Source organism: Streptomyces guryensis (assembly GCF_021261325.1).
Taxonomy (GTDB): Bacteria; Actinomycetota; Actinomycetes; order Streptomycetales; family Streptomycetaceae; genus Streptomyces; species Streptomyces guryensis.
On sequence record NZ_JAJSBI010000022.1, the window covers coordinates 46944 to 68377 of the forward strand.

Below are 21434 nucleotides of genomic sequence, written 5' to 3' on the forward strand. Positions count from 1 at the left end.
TCAGCCGGCCGCGTACGCCTTGGCCGCGTCGGCCTCCAGCTTCTGCTGGGCGCCGGCGACGTCCTTCGGGTTCCTCAGGAAGTCCTGCAGGTCCTTCCACTCGCCGATGCCGGCCGTGCCGCCGAAGGCGGCCGGTGCCTGGTCGGACATGTCGAAGCGGAAGTTGTCACCGGCCGCGAGCAGCTGCTTGGCGATCTGGGCGGTGATCGCGTCCTTGTACTTGGACTGGTCCATCTCCTTGTTCGGGGAGAGGATGCCGCCCTGCGCCGCCCAGATCTCCGCCGCGTCGGTGGAGGCCAGGAACGTCAGCAGCGCCTGGGCGCCCTTGTTGTCCTTCAGCGCCACGGCCACGTCACCGCCGCTGACCACGGGGGCCTGGGAGCCGACCGCCGGGAACGGGAACACCTTCGCGTCCGTGCCCAGCTTCGCCTTGGTGTCGCCGTTGATGTTCGCGGCCACGAAGTCGCCCTCGAAGACCATCGCCGCCGGGGTGGAGCCGGAGAAGGTCTGTGTGACCGACTTCGGGAACTCCGTGTTCAGCGCGCCCTTGGTGCCGCCCGCGATCAGGTCGTTCTTGCCCCAGAGCTGGGCGAGCGTGGTGAGCGCGTCCTTGACGGACGGGTCGGTCCACTTGATCTTGTGCGCGGCCAGCTGGTCGTACTTCTCGGGGCCCGCCTGGGAGAGGTAGACGTTCTCGAACCAGTCGGTGAGCGTCCAGCCGTCCGCGCCGCCGACCGACACGGCGGGCGAGCCGGCGTCGGAGAGTGTCTGCGCGGTGCTGAGGAAGTCCTTCCACGTCTTCGGCGCCTGCGTGATGCCCGCCGCCTCGAAGGCCTTGGTGTTGTACCAGACCAGGGACTTGTTGGCGGCCTTGGCGTAGACGCCGTACTGCTTGCCCTTCCAGGCACCGAGGTCGCCCCAGCCCTTGCTGAAGTTCTTCTCCAACTGGGCCTTGGCGTCGGCGCCGAGCGGCTTGAGCCAGCCCTTGTCCGCGAACTGGTGTAGCACGCCGACCTGGGGGAGGAACGCGACGTCCGGCGGCTGGCCGCCCTGGATCTTGGTACCGAGGAACGTGGAGGTGTTGTTGCCCGTCGGCACGAAGTTGACCTTGGCGCCCGTGCGCTTCTTGAACTCGTCCATGACCTTCATGAAGTTGTCCTGCTCGGCGCCGGTCCAGACGGCGGCCACCTCCAGCGTCTGGCCGTTCAGTTTGGGCAGCTTGACGGAGCCTGAGCTCCCCGAGCTGCCACCGTCGTTGCTGCTCTTGTTGCCGCCCCCGCCGCAGCCCGTGAGTGCCAGCGCGAGTGCTGCCGCCAGGAGGGCGGCTGCGGGTTTGGCGGCCCTGCGTGTCCGGTTCTTGCTGCTCGTGCTGCGCATCACTGCCCCGTTCTCCGTTCTTCGTCGAACGTCGAGCGCTGTCCCGTGTGATCTGGTCTACGCCCGCGGGAATGGGTCGGCAAGTGTGCGTCCCGTGTCAACCGGGGATTCGTGACCGCGTCGTGACCGGGTGTTCGGCGTTGGTGCGACCGTTGCTGGGGCTGCCGCCCCCGGACCTCCGCTGTCGGCCTGAACGGCCTCGTCCTCAAACGCCGGACGGGCTGGTTCTGCCCAGCGGAGCTAAAGCAGTGAAGGCACTTCCGTCGCCGAGACCTCCCGTGCTGCTCGCTCCAGGGCGCTGGCCAGTAGGGCCAGGTCCGTCGGGCCGTTGCCCAGTTCTCGTACGGGTCGGCGGGTCGGGGGGTCGCCCATGCGCTGCCAGTCCAGGGGGACGACCGTGGGGCGGAGTGTTGCCGTGCGGGGGATACGGCCCGTCACGCGACCGCCCTGGAAGGGGGTTGCCCTGCCGTCGGGCCGGGTCAGGCTGCCGCGGCCCGGTGCCGGTTCGTCGGGACCGGCGCCCGGGGCGTCGAGGGTCACCCGGAGGGTGGCCTTCCGGGCCGGTTCCGTGTCCGTCGTACGGCCGCCGGGGGTCGTCGCGGCCACCAGGTGGACGCCGAGCCGCTCGCCCTCGCGGGCCACCGCCTCCAGCGCCCGCATGACGGAACCCGCGGCCGGGCGGCCGGGTGAGCCGAGTGCGGGGGAGACCAGGGCGTCCAGGTCGTCCACGACGACCACGAGCCGGGGGAGAGGCGGTGCCGCTTCGGTCTGCCGGCGCGCCGCTCCCGGACGCAGTCGCATCGTCGAGCTGGGCGGGGACTCCAGGTCGCCGTTGGCGTTCGTGCCGGTCGCCCGCTGGGACACCATCCGGCCGGACAGCTCCCGGCCCGTGTGCCACTCGGCGAACGCGGCGTGGCCCAGCAGCTCGGCCCGGCGCTTCAGCTCGGCGCTCAGGGCCTGCGCGAACTCCCGCATGCGGACGGGGTCGTTGGCGGTGAGGTGGGTCGTGACGTGCGGGACGTCCGTGCAGACCCGCAGGCCCTCGCCGCTTCCGGAGGGGGTGCCGCCGGAACCCACGCCGTCCCGGCCGTCCATCAGGACGATGCCCAGCCGGTCGGGGCGCTCGGCCGCGGCCAGCGAGGCGACCACGGCCCGCAGCAGCTCCGTACGTCCGCTGCCCGCCGGGCCCTCGATCAGCAGATGCGGGCCGTCGGCCGCGAGGTCCGCGCTGACCGGGCCGCGCGGACCGGCGCCGAGCACGGCCCAGGCCCGTCCGCCGAGCGATTCCGTGTCGTCCGCCGCGTCAGCCCAACGCGCCATCAGCGACGCCGGGGTGGCCCTCGCGAGCCCCAACTCGTCCAGCAGCCGCGCCGCTTGGGGCAGGGGCACGGACACACGTGCCTGCCGCCCCGTCCCGGAACCGTCCGTCCTGAGCGGCGCCAGCGCCCGCGCGAACCGCTCGGCCCAGGCGGGCGAGACGGCGTCCACGGCGGCCACGGTGCCGGGACCTATGGGGCCGGGGTGCGGGTGGTGTGCGGTGGCACCCGTCAGCGGGGCGGCTGCCGGGGTTATCGATGTGGGCATGGGCATCGTGTGCGTGTCGGTCGGTGCCGGCGCTTCCATGCGGTCGGCCGGGTCCGCCGCGGTCGGAGGCCGGTCCGCGGCCCCGCTTCCGGGGGTTCCGGGACCGGTGCGCGCCACCCGCATCAGCCGCAGAGCCGTCGCCACGTCCCCGCTCAGCAGCGCGACCGCGCCGCAGTCCCGGAACGCGGGTGCCACGGCGCACGCCGTCTCGTACGTCTCCGTCACCGGCGACGCGGGCGACGCCGAGACGGTCTCGGCGAGGCACACGACATGTATCCCTGCCCGCGGCCCCTCCAGAGCCAGCCGCGCCACCGCCTCCCGCACGGCGGCGCCCCCGGGGTCGCCGTCCACGACGACCACGGTGTACGGCCCGGCGAAGCCGTCCGCGTCCTCCGCGCCGTCGTCGCCACGCGCCCATGAGGGGCGCCGGGCGGCACTGCGGGCCTGTGAGTGGCCGCCGGACGGGCGTGCCGTCGGCCCTGTGCCGTTCCTTGCCTCCGTCTGCTGGTCCTCAAGGCGCCGGAGCAGCTCGTCGGTGCGGGTCGTGGCCTGCTCGCGGTCGTAGGCGAGGAGGAGGCGGCAGTCCTGGCCGTGGCCGGGGCTGAGGTGGGGGAGCCAGCCGAGCCAGGACCACTCGGCGGTGCGCTCCTCCAGCGGGCGGGAGCGGTCCGCGGCGATCAGGACGATCTCCAGGGCTTCGGGGGAGTGCAGCGCGGCGAGCTGGGCCAGCACCGCGCGGGCCAGCCCGGACAGCCGGGTGCGCGGGCCGGCCAGGCCCAGCGCCCCGGCCTCGCGCAGATCCGCGGTCACCGGCACCGCGGGCAGCAGTCCGGAGCCGTCGGGTGCCTTCCGGTCCGCCGTGCCGAGCCGCACCGTGAGCGCCTCCGGGTGCCCCGGCCCGCGCTCCCACAGCCGTGGGCCCGGGCCGAGCGCCGTCAGCAGCAGCGCCGCCGGGTCGGGCCAGGCCTCCGGGAGCTGGGGACCGGGGTGGGGGGCGGGCCCCGCCGTCGGGTCCGGGGTGTCGTCCTCGTCGTACACGTCATGCTCCGCCGCGGCCTGCTCGCCGCGGCCGCCGGCCAGCCGCCGCGCCCAGGCCGAGAGGCCCCCGCGCCTGCGCAGGCCCTGCGGTACGTCGGTCCCGCGGAGCGGGGTCCCCTTGCGGCTGCCCGTGCCGGGGGCGTCGATGTCGTCAGGTGCGGCGGACGCGTCCCATGCGACCGCGCCGAAGCGGCCCGCACGGGGGTCCCCCCGGTCGGGCGAAGCCGAGAGGGGGGGAGTGCCGCCGCTCGGTTCGGATGCTCTTGGGGCCTTCATCTCCATCCGCGGCGCCCCGCCCTGCTCGGGCACCAGCGGGGGTTCGGCGGAGTCGTGTCCCTGGGGAGCGGGCGCCCCGCGCGACGGAGTGGTGCCGGGGCCGCCGCCGTCGGCTACACGCGCGTGGGGCGTTGTTCCGGGCGCCGAGGCGCCGCTCGCCGGGGCCGCCGGTGTCCCGTCGGCGGTCTCCGCTTCGCGCTCGCCGCCGGAGGCCACCCGTACATGCCCCTCGCCGTCCGGAGCCGTCGGCACCCGGGCCCCCGGCCCTCCGGCCGGTACCACCCGCAGGGCCGACTCCCCGATACGGAGCAGTGCGCCCGGGTTGAAGCGCACCGGGCGGGTGCTCAGGCGGGTGCCGTCCAGGGTCGTGCCGTTCGTGGAGTCGAGGTCGGCGACCGAGACCTGGCCGTCCGCGGCGACCGTGACCGCGCAGTGCAGACGGGAGACGTCCGGGTCGTCGAGCGGGACGTCGGCGTCGGCGGAGCGGCCGATGCGGATCTCGCCGCCGTGCAGGAGGTGGACGCCGCCCGCGTCAGGACCCGCGATCACATGCAGCTGGGTCGGGGCGTCGTCCAGCTCCGGGTGGGGCTCGGGCTCGGCCGGGGCGCCCAGGGAGAGCACCGCGCCGTCGATCAACGGGGGCTCGCCGAGCGTGCAGCGGCGGTCGTCCAGGCGCTCCGCGCCCGCGTACAGCACCACCGCGCCGCCCGAGGCGCTCGCCTCACCCGCGACCGCCGAGGCCAGCGCCGACGCCACCGCGGCCAGGGCCGTGCCGGCGGGCGCCGTGACCAGCACGTCACAGCTCGCGGTGCGGCGGCCCGCACGGTCGGGCGGTCCCAGCGGGTCTACGACGGTCAGCCGGATCTGCATCGCCGTCAGCGGTCCCTTCTGCGCGGGTCTGCGCGGGCGCGGACTACCCCCACCCCACACGAGCACATCGGCCAGTACTGGTACTCCAGGCATCCTCGCACCTGCCACTGACAACACGCCCGTCCCTCGGGGGCAAGTGATCTTGATTGGTCGGCTCTGCCCGCAAAAGTGCCTGACAGATGACACAGCGCAGACCGCTTGAGATCAGTCACGCCCGCTTCGGGCAACCGGCGGACCAAGTCGAGCGTCTTTCCTTCGAACATGCACGGGGAGGCGTACGTAAGACGCTGGGACGGCGACAGGTCGGTGCCGCACACAGCGGCACTACAGTGGGTCGGAACGGTAAGCAAGCAGCAGGGAGCACATGACGTGCGGCCGGTAGGCAGCAAGTATCTGCTCGAGGAGCCGCTCGGTCGCGGCGCCACGGGCACCGTCTGGCGGGCCCGCCAGCGAGAGACCGCGGGGGCCGAGGCAGCCGTGCCCGGTCAGCCCGGCGAGACCGTTGCGATCAAGGTCCTGAAGGAAGAGCTCGCGAACGACGCCGACATCGTGATGCGCTTCCTCAGGGAGCGCTCCGTGCTGCTGCGGCTGACCCACCCGAACATCGTCCGGGTCCGCGACCTGGTGGTCGAGGGTGATCTGCTGGCGCTGGTCATGGACCTCGTCGAAGGCCCCGACCTGCACCGCTACCTGCGCGAGAACGGCCCCTTCAGCCCCGTCGCCGCGGCTCTGCTCACCGCCCAGATCGCCGACGCGCTCGCCGCCAGCCACGCCGACGGCGTCGTCCACCGCGACCTGAAGCCGGCCAACGTCCTGCTCAAGCAGGGCGGCGGCCAGATGCACCCGATGCTCACCGACTTCGGCATCGCCCGGCTGGCCGACTCCCCGGGCCTGACCCGCACCCACGAGTTCGTCGGCACGCCCGCGTACGTGGCGCCGGAGTCCGCCGAGGGCCGCCCGCAGACCTCCGCCGTCGACATCTACGGCGCCGGCATCCTGATGTACGAGCTGGTGACCGGCCGTCCCCCGTTCGGCGGCGGATCGGCCCTGGAAGTACTGCACCAGCACCTCAGCGCCGAGCCGCGCCGCCCGTCCACGGTTCCGGACCCGCTCTGGACGGTCATAGAGCGCTGCCTGAGCAAGAACCCGGACGAAAGGCCCAGCGCCGAGAACCTCGCGCGCGCCCTGCGGGTCGTCGCCGAGGGTGTCGGTGTGCACGCGAACGCCGCGCAGATCGCCGCCGCGGAGGCCGTCGGCACCCTGCTGGCCCCCGACCCGATGCCGGCCGCCGTCCCCGGTTCGGCCGACCCCACGCAGGTCCTGCAGCACGGCGCGGGCTCGTACGACCCGAACGCGGCGACCAGCTTCCTGCCGCACACCGGCGGGCCGGGCCCGGCGGGCGCCGCCGACCCCACCGCCGTACTCCCGAACACCGGGGCCGCGGACCCCACCGCCGTCATGCCGCCGGTGCCCCAGGGGCAGCCGGGGCAGCAGCCCGAGCAGCCGCACCCCTGGCAGAACCAGCTGCGCGCCGCCCGCGACCGCAACGAGCAGACACAGGTCCAGCAGTACCTCAACCCCGGCGAGGACCCGCTGCGCCGCCGCCCCCAGCGGCAGGTCGCCCGCCCGCAGCAGCAGCGGGCCCAGCAGCAGCCACCGCAGCAGGCGTACGGCTATCCGCAGCAGCAACAGCCGCAGCAGTACTCCCCGCCGCAGCACCAGCAGCCTCAGCGGTACGCGCCTCCGCAGCAGCCCCAGCAGCCCGCGCGGGAGCCCCGGCAGCCGCGGCAGCGCAGCGCCAACCGGATGAAGATCCCCGGGCTCGGCTGTCTGAAGGGCTGCCTGTTCACGATCGTCATCCTGTTCGTCGCGGGCTGGCTGGTCTGGGAGCTGAGCCCGCTCCAGGACTGGCTGCATACGTCCAGGGGTTACTGGCAGCAGCTGGCCCATATGTACAACACCGTGAGCGGCTGGATCGGGAAAATCGGCGACCTCGTCGGCAGCAAAGGCGGCAACTGAGCAGCGGGCTTGGTGATTTGTCGACACCTGGCGGGTGATTTCCGTCTCTGCGGTGAAGGTTGGCTCCTCGGACGCGTAGTTTTAGCGACACACGCGTCCCGTAGGAGCAGTCTTGGCACGGAAGATCGGCAGCCGGTACACCGCCAACCAGATCCTGGGGCGGGGCAGCGCCGGCACGGTGTGGCTGGGTGAGGGGCCGGAGGGCCCCGTCGCCATCAAGCTGCTGCGCGAGGACCTGGCCTCCGACCAGGAACTCGTCGGCCGCTTCGTGCAGGAGCGCACGGCGCTGCTCGGTCTCGACCACCCGAACGTCGTCTCCGTACGCGATCTGGTGGTGGACGGCAACGACCTCGCACTGGTCATGGACCTGGTACGCGGCACCGACCTGCGCACCCGCCTCGACCGTGAGCGCCGGCTCGCGCCCGCGGCGGCGGTGGCGATCGTGGCCGACGTCGCGGACGGCCTCGCGGCAGCGCACGCGGCGGGCGTCGTGCACCGCGACGTCAAACCGGAGAACGTGCTCCTCGACATGCAGGGCCCACTGGGCCCCGGCGGCTCCCACCCGGCCCTCCTGACCGACTTCGGCGTGGCGAAGCTCATCGACTCCCCGCGCCGCACCCGCGCGACGAAGATCATCGGTACGCCGGACTACCTGGCCCCGGAGATCGTCGAGGGCCTGCCCCCGCGCGCGGCTGTCGACATCTACGCCCTCGCGACGGTCCTCTACGAGCTGCTGGCCGGCTTCACCCCGTTCGGCGGCGGACACCCGGGTGCGGTGCTGCGCCGTCACGTCACGGAGACGGTGGTCCCGCTCCCCGGCATCCCGGACGAACTCTGGCAGCTCCTCGTACAGTGCCTGGCCAAGGCACCGGCCTCCCGGCTGCGCGCCTCGGAGCTGGGCGCCCGGCTGCGGGAACTGCTGCCGCTGGTCGCGGGGATGCCGCCCCTGGACGTGGACGAGCCGGACACGGAGCCGACGGAGGAGTCGGAGACGACGGCCGGGGAGGCCGCGGCTCCGGTCCGTGAACGGGTACGGCGTGGCGCGGTCCCCCTGGTACCGGGCGCGAAGCCGGCCGACTCCAACCGGGACACGCATACGTCGATGAGGGTCCCGGCACCGGACGAGCTGGCGGGGGGTGCCCGCGGGACGGCCCGGGTGCCGCGGGCGGCGGGCGCACCGCGGCCCGGGTCCGCCAGGCACCGCGCCGTGACGCGTCGGCGCCGGGTGGTGCTGGGGACGGCCGCGGCGGTACTGGTGGCGGCGGCCGGGGTGGGGACGTGGCTGGCGACTTCGGGGGACGACGCGGGGGCGACACCGCAGGACTCGAAGCACTCGGCACCGGCTTCGCCGTGAGCGGGGTTGTGCTGGTGCCCGGCGTCTGTCCCGGCCTGGGGTCGGTTCGCCCGCCCGGGCGTGCGGGTTGCCGCTGCGCGCGCCCGTGCCGCCCCTAGCGGCACGACTGCCCGCGGCTACGGCGCCGTAGCCGGACACGCACCGCTTGGCGGAGCCGTTACGCTGGAGGCGTGGCAGTCGTCGATGTATCCGAAGAGCTCAAGTCCCTCTCCTCGACCATGGAGTCGATCGAGGCCGTTCTGGACCTCGACAAGCTGAGGGCAGACATCGCCGTGCTCGAGGAGCAGGCGGCCGCGCCGTCCCTGTGGGACAACCCGGACGAGGCGCAGAAGATCACCAGCAAGCTGAGCCACCTGCAGGCCGAGGTCAGGAAGGCCGAGGCGCTGCGCGGGCGGATCGACGATCTCGCCGTGCTCTTCGAGATGGCCGAGGAGGAGGACGACCCGGACACCCGCGCCGAGGCCGAGTCCGAGCTCGCCTCCGTCAAGAAGGCGCTGGACGAGATGGAGGTCCGGACGCTGCTGAGCGGCGAGTACGACTCCCGTGAGGCGCTCGTCAACATCCGCGCCGAGGCCGGTGGCGTCGACGCCGCCGACTTCGCGGAGAAGCTCCAGCGGATGTACCTGCGCTGGGCCGAGGGCAAGGGCTACAAGACCGAGCTCATCGAGACGTCGTACGCCGAAGAGGCCGGCATCAAGTCGACCACCTTCGCCGTGCAGGCGCCGTACGCCTACGGGACGCTCTCCGTGGAGCAGGGCACGCACCGGCTCGTCCGGATCTCGCCGTTCGACAACCAGGGCCGCCGTCAGACCTCCTTCGCGGGCGTCGAGATCCTGCCCGTGGTCGAGCAGACCGACCACATCGAGATCGACGAGTCCGAGCTGCGTGTGGACGTGTACCGGTCCTCCGGGCCCGGCGGACAGGGCGTCAACACCACCGACTCCGCGGTGCGCCTGACCCACCTCCCCACCGGCATCGTCGTCTCCTGTCAGAACGAGCGGTCGCAGATCCAGAACAAGGCGACCGCCATGAACGTTCTCCAGGCGAAGCTGCTGGAGCGGCAACGCCAGGAGGAGCGGGCCAAGATGGACGCTCTCAAGGACGGCGGCAGCTCCTGGGGCAACCAGATGCGTTCGTACGTCCTGCACCCGTACCAGATGGTCAAGGACCTGCGCACCGAATTCGAGGTCGGCAACCCCGAGGCCGTGTTCAACGGTGAGATCGACGGCTTCATCGAGGCCGGAATTCGCTGGCGCAAGCAGCAGGAGAAGTAACCGCGCCGAGTGCCTTTGTCGACTTGGTAACTGCCGCCCCACGGGCGGCAGTTGCTGTTTGTCTGGGTTTTACATCACACTCACAGGTTCCAACTCGATGTAAACAAGACGCAAGTGGACATTGCGCACGCAACGCCCTTGACGTTGCTTTGAAAAATGGGAAGGGTAAAGCGCGGCATGCGTATCTCTGGGGCGCATGTGAACCGGGGGATTTTGCAGCGCAGTCACCTCCGTCGATCACGGCCCCCGAGCGCCGCCCAACTGACGAGCAGCTACTGGGGGTAGCAAACACATGACGAAGAAGACGCGGATCCGTGTCGCGCGGATCGCCGCGGGTGCCGTGATCGCCGCCGGCGCCTCGCTGACGGCTGCGGGTGTCGCATCCGCGGACGACTGCGGGATCCTGGGCATCTGCATCACGCCGGCACCGACCGACCCGGTGCCGACCGACCCGGCCCCGACGGACCCGGCCCCGACCGGCCTTCCGACGGACCCGGCCCCGACGGACCCCGCTCCGACGGACCCGGCCCCGACGGACCCGGCCCCGACCGACCCGGCCCCGACCGACCCGGCCCCGACCACTCCGCCCACCGGCAACCCGACCGACCCGGGCAACGGGAACGGCAATGGGAATGGCAACGGGAACGGCCACGGCCACGGGAACAACGGTGGTGGCAACTCCAACACCAACCCCGACGGCAACTCCGGTACCTCCACCCAGGACCAGGGCTCCTCGGTCCTCACCGACACCGGCTCGAACGCCTCGGCCCAGACCAAGGGCAACGGTCAGCAGCTCGCCGAGACCGGTGCCGGCCAGACGGCCTTCCTGATCGTCGGTGCCGCCACCATGATCGCCGGTGGCGTCGGCTTCCGCATTCTGCCGCGCCTCGTGGGCGGCCGTGGCGGTGCGGCTGCCTGACGGTGGCCGTGCGCACACGCAACGTGTGCGACGACGTACGACGAGGGGCCCGGAGCGTGCATCGCTCCGGGCCCCTCGGGCGTCTCCGTGCCCCTGTGCCGCGCCCTACGCGGTCTGGTGCGCCAGCAGCGCCACCGCCGCGATCAGCACCGCCAGCAGTGCGATCAGCGCCATGGGGTTGACTCCCGCGAAGAAGTTCTCCTGCTGCAGCCGCTCGCGGTTCGCGCGGCACACGGGGCACCGGCCCTCGCTCACGGGCGCCGCGCAGTTCGCGCACACCAGCCGGTCGTACGTCATGCGCTCGCCCTCCTAGCCCTACGGTTCCACCGGGAGAACGCTCAGGGGTTGCCGAACGTTCCCCTCTCTACTGTGCCAGGTTCCTCCAGAGGGTGCGCGGGGTCGCCCCGAGAGGGGCGGTGACGCTCGTCTCGCGGCTGCCGGCCGGTGGGGGCTTGTCGCGCAGTTCCCCGCGCCCCTTACCGGCGCTGCCCCCCAGGCCCCTTACAAAGCCCCGTACAAAAGCGCACAACCTGCACCCAACCGCAACCGCTGCCTGCGCTTGTGCACCCGACTCGCGTATGGTCACGCTCATCTACCCCCGGCGACCCGTGGTGCATCCGTGATCCGATTCGACAACGTCTCCAAGGTCTACCCCAAGCAGACCCGTCCTGCACTCAGGGATGTGTCCCTGGAAGTGGAGAAGGGCGAGTTCGTGTTCCTCGTGGGGTCCTCGGGCTCCGGAAAGTCCACCTTTCTGCGGCTGATCCTCCGCGAGGAGCGGTGCAGTCACGGTCAGGTGCACGTTCTGGGCAAGGACCTCGCGCGCCTGTCCAACTGGAAGGTGCCGCAGATGCGGCGCCAGTTGGGGACGGTGTTCCAGGACTTCCGGCTCCTGCCGAACAAGACGGTGGCGGAGAACGTCGCCTTCGCGCAGGAGGTCATCGGCAAGTCGAAGGGCGAGATCCGCAAGTCCGTACCGCAGGTGCTCGACCTCGTCGGGCTGGGCGGGAAAGAGGAACGGATGCCCGGTGAGTTGTCCGGTGGTGAGCAGCAGCGCGTGGCCATCGCGCGCGCGTTCGTCAACCGGCCCAAGCTGCTCATCGCCGACGAGCCCACCGGCAACCTCGACCCGCAGACCTCCGTCGGCATCATGAAGCTGCTCGACCGGATCAACCGGACCGGCACCACCGTGGTGATGGCGACGCACGACCAGAACATCGTGGACCAGATGCGCAAGCGCGTCATCGAGCTGGAGAAGGGCCGCCTCGTCCGCGACCAGGCACGCGGCGTCTACGGCTACCAGCACTGACCGCCACGTCCACGGAAAGGCTCAACCAGTCGCCATGCGCGCACAGTTCGTACTCTCCGAGATCGGTGTCGGTCTCCGCCGCAATCTGACCATGACCTTTGCGGTCGTCGTCTCCGTCGCCCTGTCCCTCGCCCTGTTCGGTGGGTCGCTCCTCATGAGCGACCAGGTCAGCACCATGAAGGGCTACTGGTACGACAAGGTCAACGTCTCGATCTTCCTCTGCAACAAGAGCGACGCCGAGTCGGACCCGAACTGCGCCAAGGGCGCGGTCACCGACGACCAGAAGAAGCAGATCCTCTCCGACCTGGGCAAGATGACCACGGTTGTGCAGAAGGTCACGTACGAGTCGCAGGACGCGGCGTACAAGCACTACAAGGAGCAGTTCGGCGACTCCCCGCTGGCCAGTTCCCTCACGCCGGACCAGATGCAGGAGTCGTACCGGATCAAGCTGAAGGACCCGGAGAAGTACCAGGTCATCGCGACCGCCTTCGACGGGCGGGACGGTGTGCAGTCCGTGCAGGACCAGAAGGGGATCCTGGACAACCTGTTCGGGCTGCTCAACGGCATGAACTGGGCCGCGCGGGCCGTGATGGCGCTGATGCTCGTCGTCGCGCTGATGCTGATCGTCAACACCGTGCGGGTGTCCGCGTTCAGCCGGCGGCGCGAGACCGGGATCATGCGCCTGGTCGGCGCCTCGGGCTTCTACATCCAGGCGCCGTTCATCATGGAGGCGGCGGTCGCCGGGCTCATCGGCGGGACGGTCGCCTGCGGCTTCCTGGTGGTCGCGCGGTACTTCATCATCGACCACGGTCTGGCCCTGTCCCAGAAGCTGAACCTGATCAACTTCATCGGCTGGGACGCGGTGTTGACCAAGCTGCCGCTCATCCTCGCCACGAGTCTGCTGATGCCCGCGTTGGCCGCGTTCTTCGCGCTGCGCAAGTACCTGAAGGTGTGACGCATGCCAAGAGGGCCGTACGGTCAACCGGCCGTGCGGCCCTTCGCGTTGTCCTAGACTCACCGGCATGTCAGGTCGTGACCTGTTCTGCCAGCCCCGCCGCATCCGCCGCGGGGCCGCCCTGACATTCGTCTTCGCGAGCGTGCTCGTCGCGGGCGCGGCAACCGGCTCCTTTTCCGAGGCCGACCGGAAATCCCCGCCCGGCGAGGCCCGTTCGGCCATGCCCGCCGGCCATCACGAGGACGTGGCGAAGGCGGCCGAGGAGGCCATGGCCGACGGCAAGTCCCCGATGAAGGCCGCCGAGCGCGCGGTCAGCCGCAGCGGGGACCGCTGGGGGGCCGTCTACTCCGAGGGCGAGTACCAGGAGTTCGAGGAAGCCCTGGAGGGCCAGTACACCGGCGTCGGCCTCTGGGCCCGGCGCGAGCGCGACGGCCGTATCGAGGTGATCAGGGTGGCCGCCGGCTCGCCCGCGGCCGCCGCCGGGATCCGCAGCGGCGACCGGCTGCGCAGCATCGACGGCGAGAAGGTCGACGGTCAGCCCGTCACCGAGGTCGTGTCGTTACTGCGCGGCGACGCCACGGACGCGGCCGCCGGTACGGCCGTCCGGCTCGGCGTGCAGCGCGGCACGCGCGCGTGGGTCGAGACCTTGCGCCGCGCCCGTCTGTCCACCGACTCGGTCGCCGTTCGAAAACTCGCCGGCGGGGTCACCGTGATCAGGATCGCCGCGTTCACCAAGGGCTCCGGCGACGTCGTCCGCACCGCCGTACGGCAGGCCCCCGCAGGCGCCGGGATCATCCTCGACCTGCGCGGCAACTCCGGCGGCCTGGTCACCGAGGCCGTGACCTGCGCCTCCGCCTTCCTGGACGGCGGCCTCGTCGCCACGTACGACGTCAACGGAGAGCAGCAGGCCCTGCACGCCGCCCCCGGCGGCGACACCACCAGACCCCTGGTCGCGCTCGTCGACGGCGGCACGATGAGCGCGGCCGAGATGCTGACCGGCGCCCTGCAGGACCGCGGCCGTGCGGTCGTCGTGGGCTCCCGCACCTTCGGCAAGGGCTCGGTCCAGATGCCGAGGGAGCTTCCCGGCGGCTCCGTCGCCGAACTGACCGTCGGGCACTACCGCACCCCCTCCGGCCGCAGCGTCGACGGCCGGGGCATCACCCCCGACCTGGAGGTCACCTCCCCGGGGCAGGCGGCCGTGGAGCGGGCCGAGACCGTACTCGGCGGGCTGGGCGACGCCGACTAGACGCCGATCCGGATGCCGATTAAAGGCTGGTCCGCACCCCCCTCCGTAGTGCGAAAATGGACAGCACTATGAGCAAGGGAATGTACGTACCGAAGGAAAACCAGCCCAAGCAGGGCGGGGCGGCCGCGAAGGCCAGGGACGGCGAGAAGGGCGGCAAGCGCAAGATCGTCGCCCAGAACAAGAAGGCCCGGCACGACTACGCGATCGTCGACACCTACGAGGCCGGTCTCGTGCTGACCGGCACCGAGGTCAAGTCGCTGCGCGAAGGACGGACCTCGCTGACGGACGGCTTCGTCCAGATCGACCGGGGAGAGGCGTGGCTGCACAACGCCCACATCCCGGAGTACCACCAGGGCAGCTGGACCAACCACTCCGCGCGCCGCAAGCGCAAACTGCTGCTGCACCGCGAGGAGATCGACAAGCTGGAGTCCAAGGCGCAGGAGACGGGTCACACGATCGTGCCCCTCGCCCTGTACTTCAGGGACGGCCGCGCGAAGGCCGAGATCGCCCTTGCGCGAGGCAAGAAGGAGTACGACAAGCGCCAGACCCTGCGGGAGAAGCAGGACCGGCGGGAGTCGGACCGGGCGATCGCGGCGGCGAAGCGGAAGCAGCGGGACGCGTAGCCGACCGGGCGCCCGGGAATACGGTGGCATCGTCGCGCGTTGTTCACGTACGATGGCACCGCACCTCACAGCGGGTGCGCACCCCTCCTCGGAGGGCCTCTTCGGAGGGCTTGAAAACACAACATGGGGATGATCGGTTTCGACAGCGGCTGTCGAAGCAGGGGAAGCGTGTCGAGGAAGCGGCAATGATCTCGTTAACCATATGTCGCAACCAATAATCGCCAATTCCAAGAGCGATTCCCGCGTCTTCGCCCTCGCTGCCTAATAAGCAGTGAGCGAAGGCCCTAACGGGTGTCAGACCGGGGATGTTCCCGACCCGGACCCTGGCATAATCTAGGGGACTAAACCATTCGGCCCGGTCACGGGGGCGGATGGGAAACCAAACAGTGGCTGGGCCCGTCGGCGACTTGTTCGCGTGATCACCGGGGCCGAGAAAATCGCAGCGAACTGCACACGGAGAAGCCCTGATTCCGCACCGTTGGACGCGGGTTCGATTCCCGCCATCTCCACTCATCCCATGTGAAACAAAGGCCCCGTCGCTGCGAGCGGCGGGGCCTTTGTCGTGCACACCTTCACAGATCCCACACAGGTGCCATAAGGTGATCGCCGCGCCCGGCGGAGCCCGACCACTTCGCCCCCGCGCGTATCGACCGGCGACTGGGGGGACCAGACCGTGCGGGACCAGTCCGGCCCCTACTTCGAGAAGTACGACTCCGATTTCGGGCTCAGTGGTCTGACCGAGTCGTTCGCCCTGTCGACGCCGCCGGGGACGGAAGAGGCGGCCCTCGGACTCCTCACCGGGAAGCTCGCCGCATACGAGGGTGAGGCGCCCGTCGACATGTCGGGCATCGAGCGGCTCGGCGAGGAGGAACGCCGCATCCTGGGGTTCGACGTGTTCCACGACGACTTCGGGTATGCCGAGGAACTCCGTGCGGACCTGGGCAGCCTCCTGGAGGCCCCGCTGTCCGACGAGGTGCTCGGCGCCGTGTGGGTCGCCGCCACGGGAGGCGCATGGGATCCGAAGGCGCACGGGATCGGCGTCCGCGACTGGCTCGCGCGGATGGACGCGACCTGCGCGGCCCGTCCGCCACGGGCGATGGTGGGCCGCGCACCGGGCCCTTCGTGGTCGTTCTGGCGACTGCCGGCCGTCGCCACCGTCCGGGAGGCGATCCTGGCGGAGATCCGGGCGTCCACCGGTGAACTCCCCGGACTGGCGCCGGCGCTGGAGGAGGTCGCCACCCGGGCCGACCTCGACCTCGGGTTCCGGCTCTATCTGCGGGCGCTCAAGACGGCAGCCGTGCCGGTCCCCGAGGTGCGCTGCAACAGGTTCTGCGAACTCGGTGCACCGTTCGGATATCACTTCCAGGTCGTCTACGAGGGGCTCACCGTCGTGTGGCAGCCCCTGGAGGTCGCGCGGCGTCTCTTCGACGGGGACTTCGGGTTGTCCGAACTGGCCGGGCAGTTCGACCCGATGTGGGAGCGGTCCGTCCCGGCGCCCGAACTCCTCCACCGGACCGTGATCGCCGACGGCTATCACGTACCTGGCGTCCAGGCGCTCGTGCTGTGGGAGGACTCCGTCCGGCTGCTTCGGTCCCCGCTGTCCGGCGACACCCTCACCACGCTCTGGTTCGCCGCGTCGAACACGGACCCCGGTCGCTCCGCAACCGACGGACCGGCCTGGCTGCGCCGGATCGCCGAGGAGTGCCGGACGCGGCTGACCGAGGTCGCCCCCGGGCACACCCCCGCCCTGCCCCCGGTCCGGGCCGACCTGGCGGACGCGGTCCTGCCCGAACTCCGGGAAGCCGCACCTCTGTTGGAGCCCGAGCACGCGACCGCCCTGGAGCAGGTCGTCGTCCAGGTCGACCCCGACCTCGGATTCAGGCTGCTGATCAGAGTCCTGCATACGGCGTCCGGGTCACTCTCCAAGCGGCAGTACGCCCGCTGCCGGGCCCTCGGCGAACGCTTCGGCCACGGCGAGGATCACGTGTCCCATGCGATCGAGCACCTCGTCCAGGACGAGTGACCGCCCCGCACTCGCCCCACCTCTGCACGGCCGCACCCGCCCCGAGCGGCCTCACCACTCCCGCACGACCTCACCCCACCCGACGAAGGACCCACCCGCGCATGTTCCTGATCCGTCTCCTGCCCAAGCTGCCCCGCGAGATCTGCCTCGCCGTCATCGGGCTCATCGGCGGTGTTTTCCTCGCCGGCCACGGCATCGTCCAGGCCCACGCCGAACTCACCGGCACGCCCGGGACCGTCCAGGTCACCGACTGCCGGCGCGCCACCGGAGCGTGGAGCGACCTCTGGGAGGACGGCTGGGCCTGTGCCGGGTCGTTCGAGTCCGACGACCACAGCGTGCGGATCGCCGCCGTCGGGATCGACGGCATCATGACATCCCCTCCCGACAGGCCCCTCGCCGCCCGCGTCGCCGGAGCCTCGGCCGGCACCGCGACCCAGGACAGCTCAGGCCGGTGGAAGTGGCCCGCCCTCACCGGCGTCGTCGTGCTCGCCTTCACCGCCTGGCGGATCCGCTCCATCCGCGGCCTTCTCCGCGAGCGCCGCGCCGACGGAGCCGGAAGCCCAGTCCCGGCCTGACGGGCCGGCACGGCGTCCCACAACCACGGCGCCCGATGTGGTGCCTCAGCACATGTCGACGGACCGTTCACGCTTCTACGGTCCCTCCCCATGACCCAGACCAGAGCCGCACGCCGCAGCACCGTCCTCGCGACCCTCCTGGTCGCCCTGATCGCCGCCTTGCTCACCCCGGGCAGAGCATCCGCCGCCTCCCTCCAGGAAGTCACCGGCTTCGGCGCCAACCCCGGCGCCCTGCGCATGTTCCGGTACGTCCCCGACGGGCTGCCCGCCGGGCGGCCCGTCGTCGTCGCGCTGCACGGGTGCACGCAGGACGCACCCGGCTACGGCACCGGGAGCGGGTGGATCCAGCTCGCCGACCGGTGGGGGTTCTCGGTCGTGCTGCCGCAGCAGACCACCGCCAACAATGCCTCGTCCTGCTTCGACTGGTTCCAGAGCGGGGACATCGAGCGGGGGCAGGGCGAGGCCGCGAGCGTCGCGCAGATGGTGGACCGGCAGCTCGCCGACGTCGGCGGCGACGCCTCGCGCGTGTACGTCACCGGGCTGTCCGCCGGGGGTGGCATGACCGCCGTGATGATGGCGGACTACCCGGAGAAGTTCGCCGCGGGCGGGATCGTCGCCGGGCTGCCGTACGGATGCGCGCAGGCCGCCGGATCGCCATGGGTGTGCATGTACGTCGGTGCCACGCAGACGGCGAAGCAGTGGGGCGACCGGGTGCGGGCCGCCCGGCCGGCCTATACCGGCCCCTGGCCCACGCTCACCGTCTTCCAGGGAACGGCCGACTACACCGTCAAGCCCGTCAACATGACCGACCTGATGAAGCAGTGGACGGATGTGCACGGGGCCGACCAGACCGCGGATGTCAGTGACACCGTCGCCGGCTATCCCCACCAGGTCTTCCGCGACGCGGCAGGGAACATGGCCGTCGAGACGTACAGCATCACCGGCATGGGGCACGGGCAGCCGGTCGACCCCGGCAGCGGCACCGCGCAGTGCGGTGCCGCCGGGGCCTACCTCCTCGATGTGAACCTGTGCGCCGCCTACCGGCTCGGGCTCGCCTGGGGGCTCAGCGCAGGGTGAACGTCGACAGGCGTACGTCCTTGCTCAGCACCAGGTAGACGTCCGCACGGCCCTTCGCCGCGCCCGACAGCTCCGCGGTCACCGTCGTGTAGTCGTACGGCGACGACGTGCCCGCGAAGTGCGCGGTGCCGACGAGGGTGCCGGTCGGGGAGCCGAGCCGCACCTCCACCGTCCCGGGCGAGGTCCCGGCGACGCGTGCGCCGAACTCGCCCGCACCCGCCCCCAGTCGGGTGTCCGCGAACTTCAGCCACGCGCCGTCGGAGGCCGCCGACACCGCCGTACCGCTCGCCTTGGACTCGTCGACGAGAGCGATGCCGGCGGAGTAGTCGTCGAAGTTCTCCGCGCGGGTCAGCTTCGACAGGTCGCGGGGTGGGATCGTCTCACCCTTCACCTGCCAGGACGTACGCGCACGGATGTCGGAGGACGACGAGCCCACCAGGACGTCGTAAGTGCCGCTCTCCACGGCCCACTTGGAGCGCGTGACGTCCCAGTGCGCCAGGTCCGACGGCCGTACCTTCAGCCGGACCGTCCTCGTCTCACCCGGCTTCAGCGACACCCGCTGGAAGGACTTGAGCTGCTTGAGCGGCTGTTTGTCGCGGGAGGCGCGCTGGTGGGTGTAGAGCTGGACGACCTCCGCGCCCGCCCGGCTGCCGGTGTTGGTGACCCTCACCTCGTAGCCGTCGCCCACCCGTCGGAGACCGGAGTACGCGAACGTCGTGTACGACAGCCCGTATCCGAAGGGATAGAGCGCCTGCCCCTTGAAGTACTGGTAGGTGCGGTCGGACTTGATGATGTCGTAGTCGAGGATCGACGGGAGGTCGGCGTCGGAGCGGTACCACGTCTGGGTGAGGCGGCCCGACGGGTTGGCGTCGCCGTAGAGGAGGTCGGCGAGGGCGTTGCCGGTCTCCTGGCCCGCGTGGGTGGTCCACAGCAGCGCGGGGACCTCCTTCTGCAACGACCCCAGAGTGGTCGGGTAGCTGTTCTCGACGATCACGACCGTGTGCGGGTTGGCCGCGTGCACCGCCTTGACCAGGGCTTCCTGTGAAGGTGCCAGGGCCAGGTCCGTGCGGTCGTGGGCTTCGCGGCCGTTGATCGACGGGTCCGAGCCGACCACCACGACGGCCTGGTCCTTGCCCTTGACCGCGGCGACCGCCTCGTCGACACCGCTGCGGACCACGTCCTTGGTGTAATGGGCGGCCTGGCCCTTGGCGACCAGGCCGAGGGTGCCGTCCGTGCCCGTCGGGCCCAGGTAGACCGGGTTCGACCACCAGGACTCGGAGGTCTCGTAGCCGGCGTAGCGCAGCAGGTACGTGCCGTCGTCCTGGCGCTCCAGCCTGAACTGCTGCTGGACGAACCAACCGTTCGGCTGGGTCTGGTCGTTGACGAAGTTCGACCAGTTGTAGCCGACGTACTTGCCGTTCGCCGCGGAGCGCAGGGTCACGATGCCGGAGCCCCAGTCGAACATGTCGAACTGGCTGTCCGTACCGGAATCCGCCGTCTCCTTCAGGGGCGCGCCCGCCTCGCCCGTTCCCGCTGTCACGTACTTGCCGGTGGCCGTGTCCTTCAGTGCGATCCGGTCCACGCCCTCGGTGCTCGCGACCGAGGTGCCGAGCTTCGCTTCGATGCCGTCCTTCGGGGTGACGGCGTAGGGGAGGGTACCCGAGTACCAGTCGGTGTAGAGGGTGTCGGCGAGCGGGCCGACGACGGCGGCACTGCCCGTCTTCCTCAGCGGCAGCGCACCGTCGTTCTTCAGCAGCACCGCCGCCTCGGTGGCCGCCTTGCGGGCCAGGGCCCGGTGGGCGGGGCTGTCGATGACGGACGCGTCGATGGAGCCGTACCTGCCGCCGCCGGGGTCGAACTCGCCGAGGCGGACGCGGATGCTCAGCACGTCTCCCGCGGCCTTGTCGACGTCCGACTCCGTCAACAGGCCCGTGGACAGCGCTGTCTTGACCGCCGTGGTCGTCGGGCCGGAGTCCGTGTCGTTGTCGGTGAAGCTGTCGACGCCCGCCTTCAGCGCCGCCGCGTCGGCCTCGGTCTGGGTGCCGTAGTACTTCTGGCTGCCGACCAGGTTGCCGGGCGCCGCGGCGTCCGTCACGTTCAGCAGGTCCTTCGAGGTCCAGGTGCGGACGGTGTCGTCGAGGGCCGGATTCACCGTGTTCGGGCGGCCGTTGACCAGGTTGTACGAGGTCATCACGCCCGTCGCCGCGTCGGCCGCGATCGCGGGCTTGAACGCCTGCTCGTCGTACTCCTTCAGCACGCGCGGGCGCAGTTCGGAGCTCGTGGTGTCGCGGTGCACCTCGTTGTTGTTGGCGAGGAAGTGCTTGATCGTCGGGGCCGTCTTGAGGTGGTCCGGGTCGCCTCCCGTCAGGCCCGTGCCGTACGCAGTCGAGACCGCGCCGGTCAGGTACGGGTCCTCGGAGTAGCCCTCCTCGTTGCGGCCCCAGCGCGGGTCGCGCAGCAGGTTCACCACGGGCGCCCAGAGGTTGAGCCCCCAGCCGGCCGGGCGGGTCTGCTGGAAGCCGCGTGCCTCGTCGCCGACCGCCGAGCCGACCTGGCGGAGCAGGGACGGGTCCCAGGTCGAGGCCAGCCCCACGGCCTGGGGGAACACGGTCGTCTTGCCGAGCCAGGCCACGCCGTGCAGCGCCTCGGTGCCGGTGCGGAACGACTGGATGCCGAGGCGGGGGATGGCCGGCTCGTACTGGTGGAGGAGGGAGATCTTCTCGTCGAGGGTGAGACGGGAGAGGAGGTCGGTGACGCGGGCGTGCACCGAGAGGCTCGGATCGCGGAAGGGGTAGGCGGGGTCGTCGGCGTGGGCGGGGACGGTGGCGCCCAGACCCGCGATCAGGGTCAGGGCCGCCAGCAGCGTGGTTCTCTGTCTTCTTCGCTTGCCCTTCATGTCACGGCTCCTTCAACTA

At 71.2% G+C, this 21434-nt stretch carries 15 protein-coding genes and 1 other RNA gene; 12 read left to right on the plus strand and 4 right to left on the minus strand.

Annotated elements, in window-relative coordinates; genetic code table 11:
- A complete protein-coding gene (locus tag LJ657_RS33965) occupies window positions 1-1377 on the minus strand; it encodes an ABC transporter substrate-binding protein (protein ID WP_232652756.1) in 1377 nt (458 codons plus the stop codon).
- Window positions 1378-1617: 240 nt separating this feature from the next.
- Window positions 1618-5145: an FHA domain-containing protein gene (locus LJ657_RS33970; RefSeq protein ID WP_232652855.1), complete on the minus strand. Its 3528-nt coding sequence runs from the start codon at window positions 5143-5145 to the stop codon at window positions 1618-1620.
- A gap of 369 nt (window positions 5146-5514) precedes the next feature.
- On the opposite strand from LJ657_RS33970, the gene LJ657_RS33975 reads away from it, so the two are divergent.
- The 4 genes from LJ657_RS33975 to LJ657_RS33990 all read left to right on the plus strand — a co-directional run bounded on the left by LJ657_RS33975 (window position 5515) and on the right by LJ657_RS33990 (window position 10711).
- Window positions 5515-7164 carry a serine/threonine-protein kinase gene (locus LJ657_RS33975; protein WP_232652757.1) on the plus strand — a complete coding sequence of 550 codons (1650 nt, stop codon included), beginning with the start codon at window positions 5515-5517 and terminating at the stop codon, window positions 7162-7164.
- 112 nt (window positions 7165-7276) lie between these two features.
- On the plus strand, window positions 7277-8518 hold the full coding sequence (locus LJ657_RS33980) for a serine/threonine-protein kinase (RefSeq protein ID WP_232652758.1): 1242 nt from the start codon (window positions 7277-7279) through the stop codon (window positions 8516-8518).
- A 170-nt stretch (window positions 8519-8688) separates the two neighbouring features.
- Window positions 8689-9792, plus strand: a complete 1104-nt coding sequence (gene prfB / locus LJ657_RS33985) for a peptide chain release factor 2 (RefSeq protein WP_232652759.1) — start codon at window positions 8689-8691, stop codon at window positions 9790-9792.
- A 292-nt stretch (window positions 9793-10084) separates the two neighbouring features.
- Window positions 10085-10711, plus strand: coding sequence for a hypothetical protein (locus tag LJ657_RS33990; RefSeq protein ID WP_232652760.1), 627 nt, complete (start codon window positions 10085-10087; stop codon window positions 10709-10711).
- A 105-nt stretch (window positions 10712-10816) separates the two neighbouring features.
- Here the strand turns inward: LJ657_RS33990 and LJ657_RS33995 are convergent, their stop codons facing one another.
- A complete protein-coding gene (locus LJ657_RS33995) occupies window positions 10817-11008 on the minus strand; it encodes a hypothetical protein (protein WP_232652761.1) in 192 nt (63 codons plus the stop codon).
- Window positions 11009-11330: 322 nt separating this feature from the next.
- Between LJ657_RS33995 and ftsE the strand changes: the two genes are divergently transcribed.
- The 8 genes from ftsE to LJ657_RS34035 all read left to right on the plus strand — a co-directional run bounded on the left by ftsE (window position 11331) and on the right by LJ657_RS34035 (window position 18519).
- Entirely contained in the window at window positions 11331-12020 is a 690-nt protein-coding gene (ftsE, locus tag LJ657_RS34000; RefSeq protein ID WP_133046264.1) for a cell division ATP-binding protein FtsE, read from the plus strand.
- A 34-nt stretch (window positions 12021-12054) separates the two neighbouring features.
- The gene (gene ftsX / locus LJ657_RS34005; RefSeq protein WP_232652762.1) at window positions 12055-12975 is read left to right on the plus strand and encodes a permease-like cell division protein FtsX; all 921 of its coding nucleotides are present in this window, start codon (window positions 12055-12057) and stop codon (window positions 12973-12975) included.
- A gap of 67 nt (window positions 12976-13042) precedes the next feature.
- A complete protein-coding gene (locus LJ657_RS34010) occupies window positions 13043-14221 on the plus strand; it encodes a S41 family peptidase (RefSeq protein ID WP_232652763.1) in 1179 nt (392 codons plus the stop codon).
- Between the two features lie 80 nt (window positions 14222-14301).
- Window positions 14302-14844, plus strand: coding sequence for an SsrA-binding protein SmpB (gene smpB, locus LJ657_RS34015; RefSeq protein WP_232652856.1), 543 nt, complete (start codon window positions 14302-14304; stop codon window positions 14842-14844).
- Window positions 14845-14969: 125 nt separating this feature from the next.
- Window positions 14970-15356: a transfer-messenger RNA gene (gene ssrA / locus LJ657_RS34020) on the plus strand.
- A 161-nt stretch (window positions 15357-15517) separates the two neighbouring features.
- Complete coding sequence (locus tag LJ657_RS34025) at window positions 15518-16867, plus strand: hypothetical protein (protein WP_232652764.1); 1350 nt, start codon at window positions 15518-15520, stop codon at window positions 16865-16867.
- Between the two features lie 101 nt (window positions 16868-16968).
- A complete protein-coding gene (locus tag LJ657_RS34030) occupies window positions 16969-17442 on the plus strand; it encodes a hypothetical protein (protein WP_232652765.1) in 474 nt (157 codons plus the stop codon).
- 90 nt (window positions 17443-17532) lie between these two features.
- The gene (locus tag LJ657_RS34035) at window positions 17533-18519 is read left to right on the plus strand and encodes an extracellular catalytic domain type 1 short-chain-length polyhydroxyalkanoate depolymerase (protein ID WP_232652766.1); all 987 of its coding nucleotides are present in this window, start codon (window positions 17533-17535) and stop codon (window positions 18517-18519) included.
- Here the strand turns inward: LJ657_RS34035 and LJ657_RS34040 are convergent.
- Window positions 18506-21415, minus strand: coding sequence for a glycoside hydrolase family 3 protein (locus LJ657_RS34040; RefSeq protein WP_232652767.1), 2910 nt, complete (start codon window positions 21413-21415; stop codon window positions 18506-18508). The genes LJ657_RS34035 and LJ657_RS34040 overlap by 14 nt on opposite strands.
- Window positions 21416-21434 lie beyond the last annotated feature (19 nt).

Excerpts from the sequence above, each read along its gene's own strand:
- LJ657_RS33990 (WP_232652760.1), top strand. The coding sequence starts at position 10,085 with ATGACGAAGAAGACGCGGATCCGTGTCGCGCGGATCGCCGCGGGTGCC.
- LJ657_RS34035 (WP_232652766.1), top strand. The coding sequence starts at position 17,533 with ATGACCCAGACCAGAGCCGCACGCCGCAGCACCGTCCTCGCGACCCTC.
- LJ657_RS33995 (WP_232652761.1), bottom strand. The coding sequence starts at position 11,008 with ATGACGTACGACCGGCTGGTGTGCGCGAACTGCGCGGCGCCCGTGAGC.
- LJ657_RS34040 (WP_232652767.1), bottom strand. The coding sequence starts at position 21,415 with ATGAAGGGCAAGCGAAGAAGACAGAGAACCACGCTGCTGGCGGCCCTG.
- LJ657_RS33970 (WP_232652855.1), bottom strand. The coding sequence starts at position 5,145 with ATGCAGATCCGGCTGACCGTCGTAGACCCGCTGGGACCGCCCGACCGT.
- LJ657_RS34030 (WP_232652765.1), top strand. The coding sequence starts at position 16,969 with ATGTTCCTGATCCGTCTCCTGCCCAAGCTGCCCCGCGAGATCTGCCTC.
- LJ657_RS34010 (WP_232652763.1), top strand. The coding sequence starts at position 13,043 with ATGTCAGGTCGTGACCTGTTCTGCCAGCCCCGCCGCATCCGCCGCGGG.
- smpB (WP_232652856.1), top strand. The coding sequence starts at position 14,302 with ATGTACGTACCGAAGGAAAACCAGCCCAAGCAGGGCGGGGCGGCCGCG.
- LJ657_RS33965 (WP_232652756.1), bottom strand. The coding sequence starts at position 1,377 with ATGCGCAGCACGAGCAGCAAGAACCGGACACGCAGGGCCGCCAAACCC.
- ftsX (WP_232652762.1), top strand. The coding sequence starts at position 12,055 with ATGCGCGCACAGTTCGTACTCTCCGAGATCGGTGTCGGTCTCCGCCGC.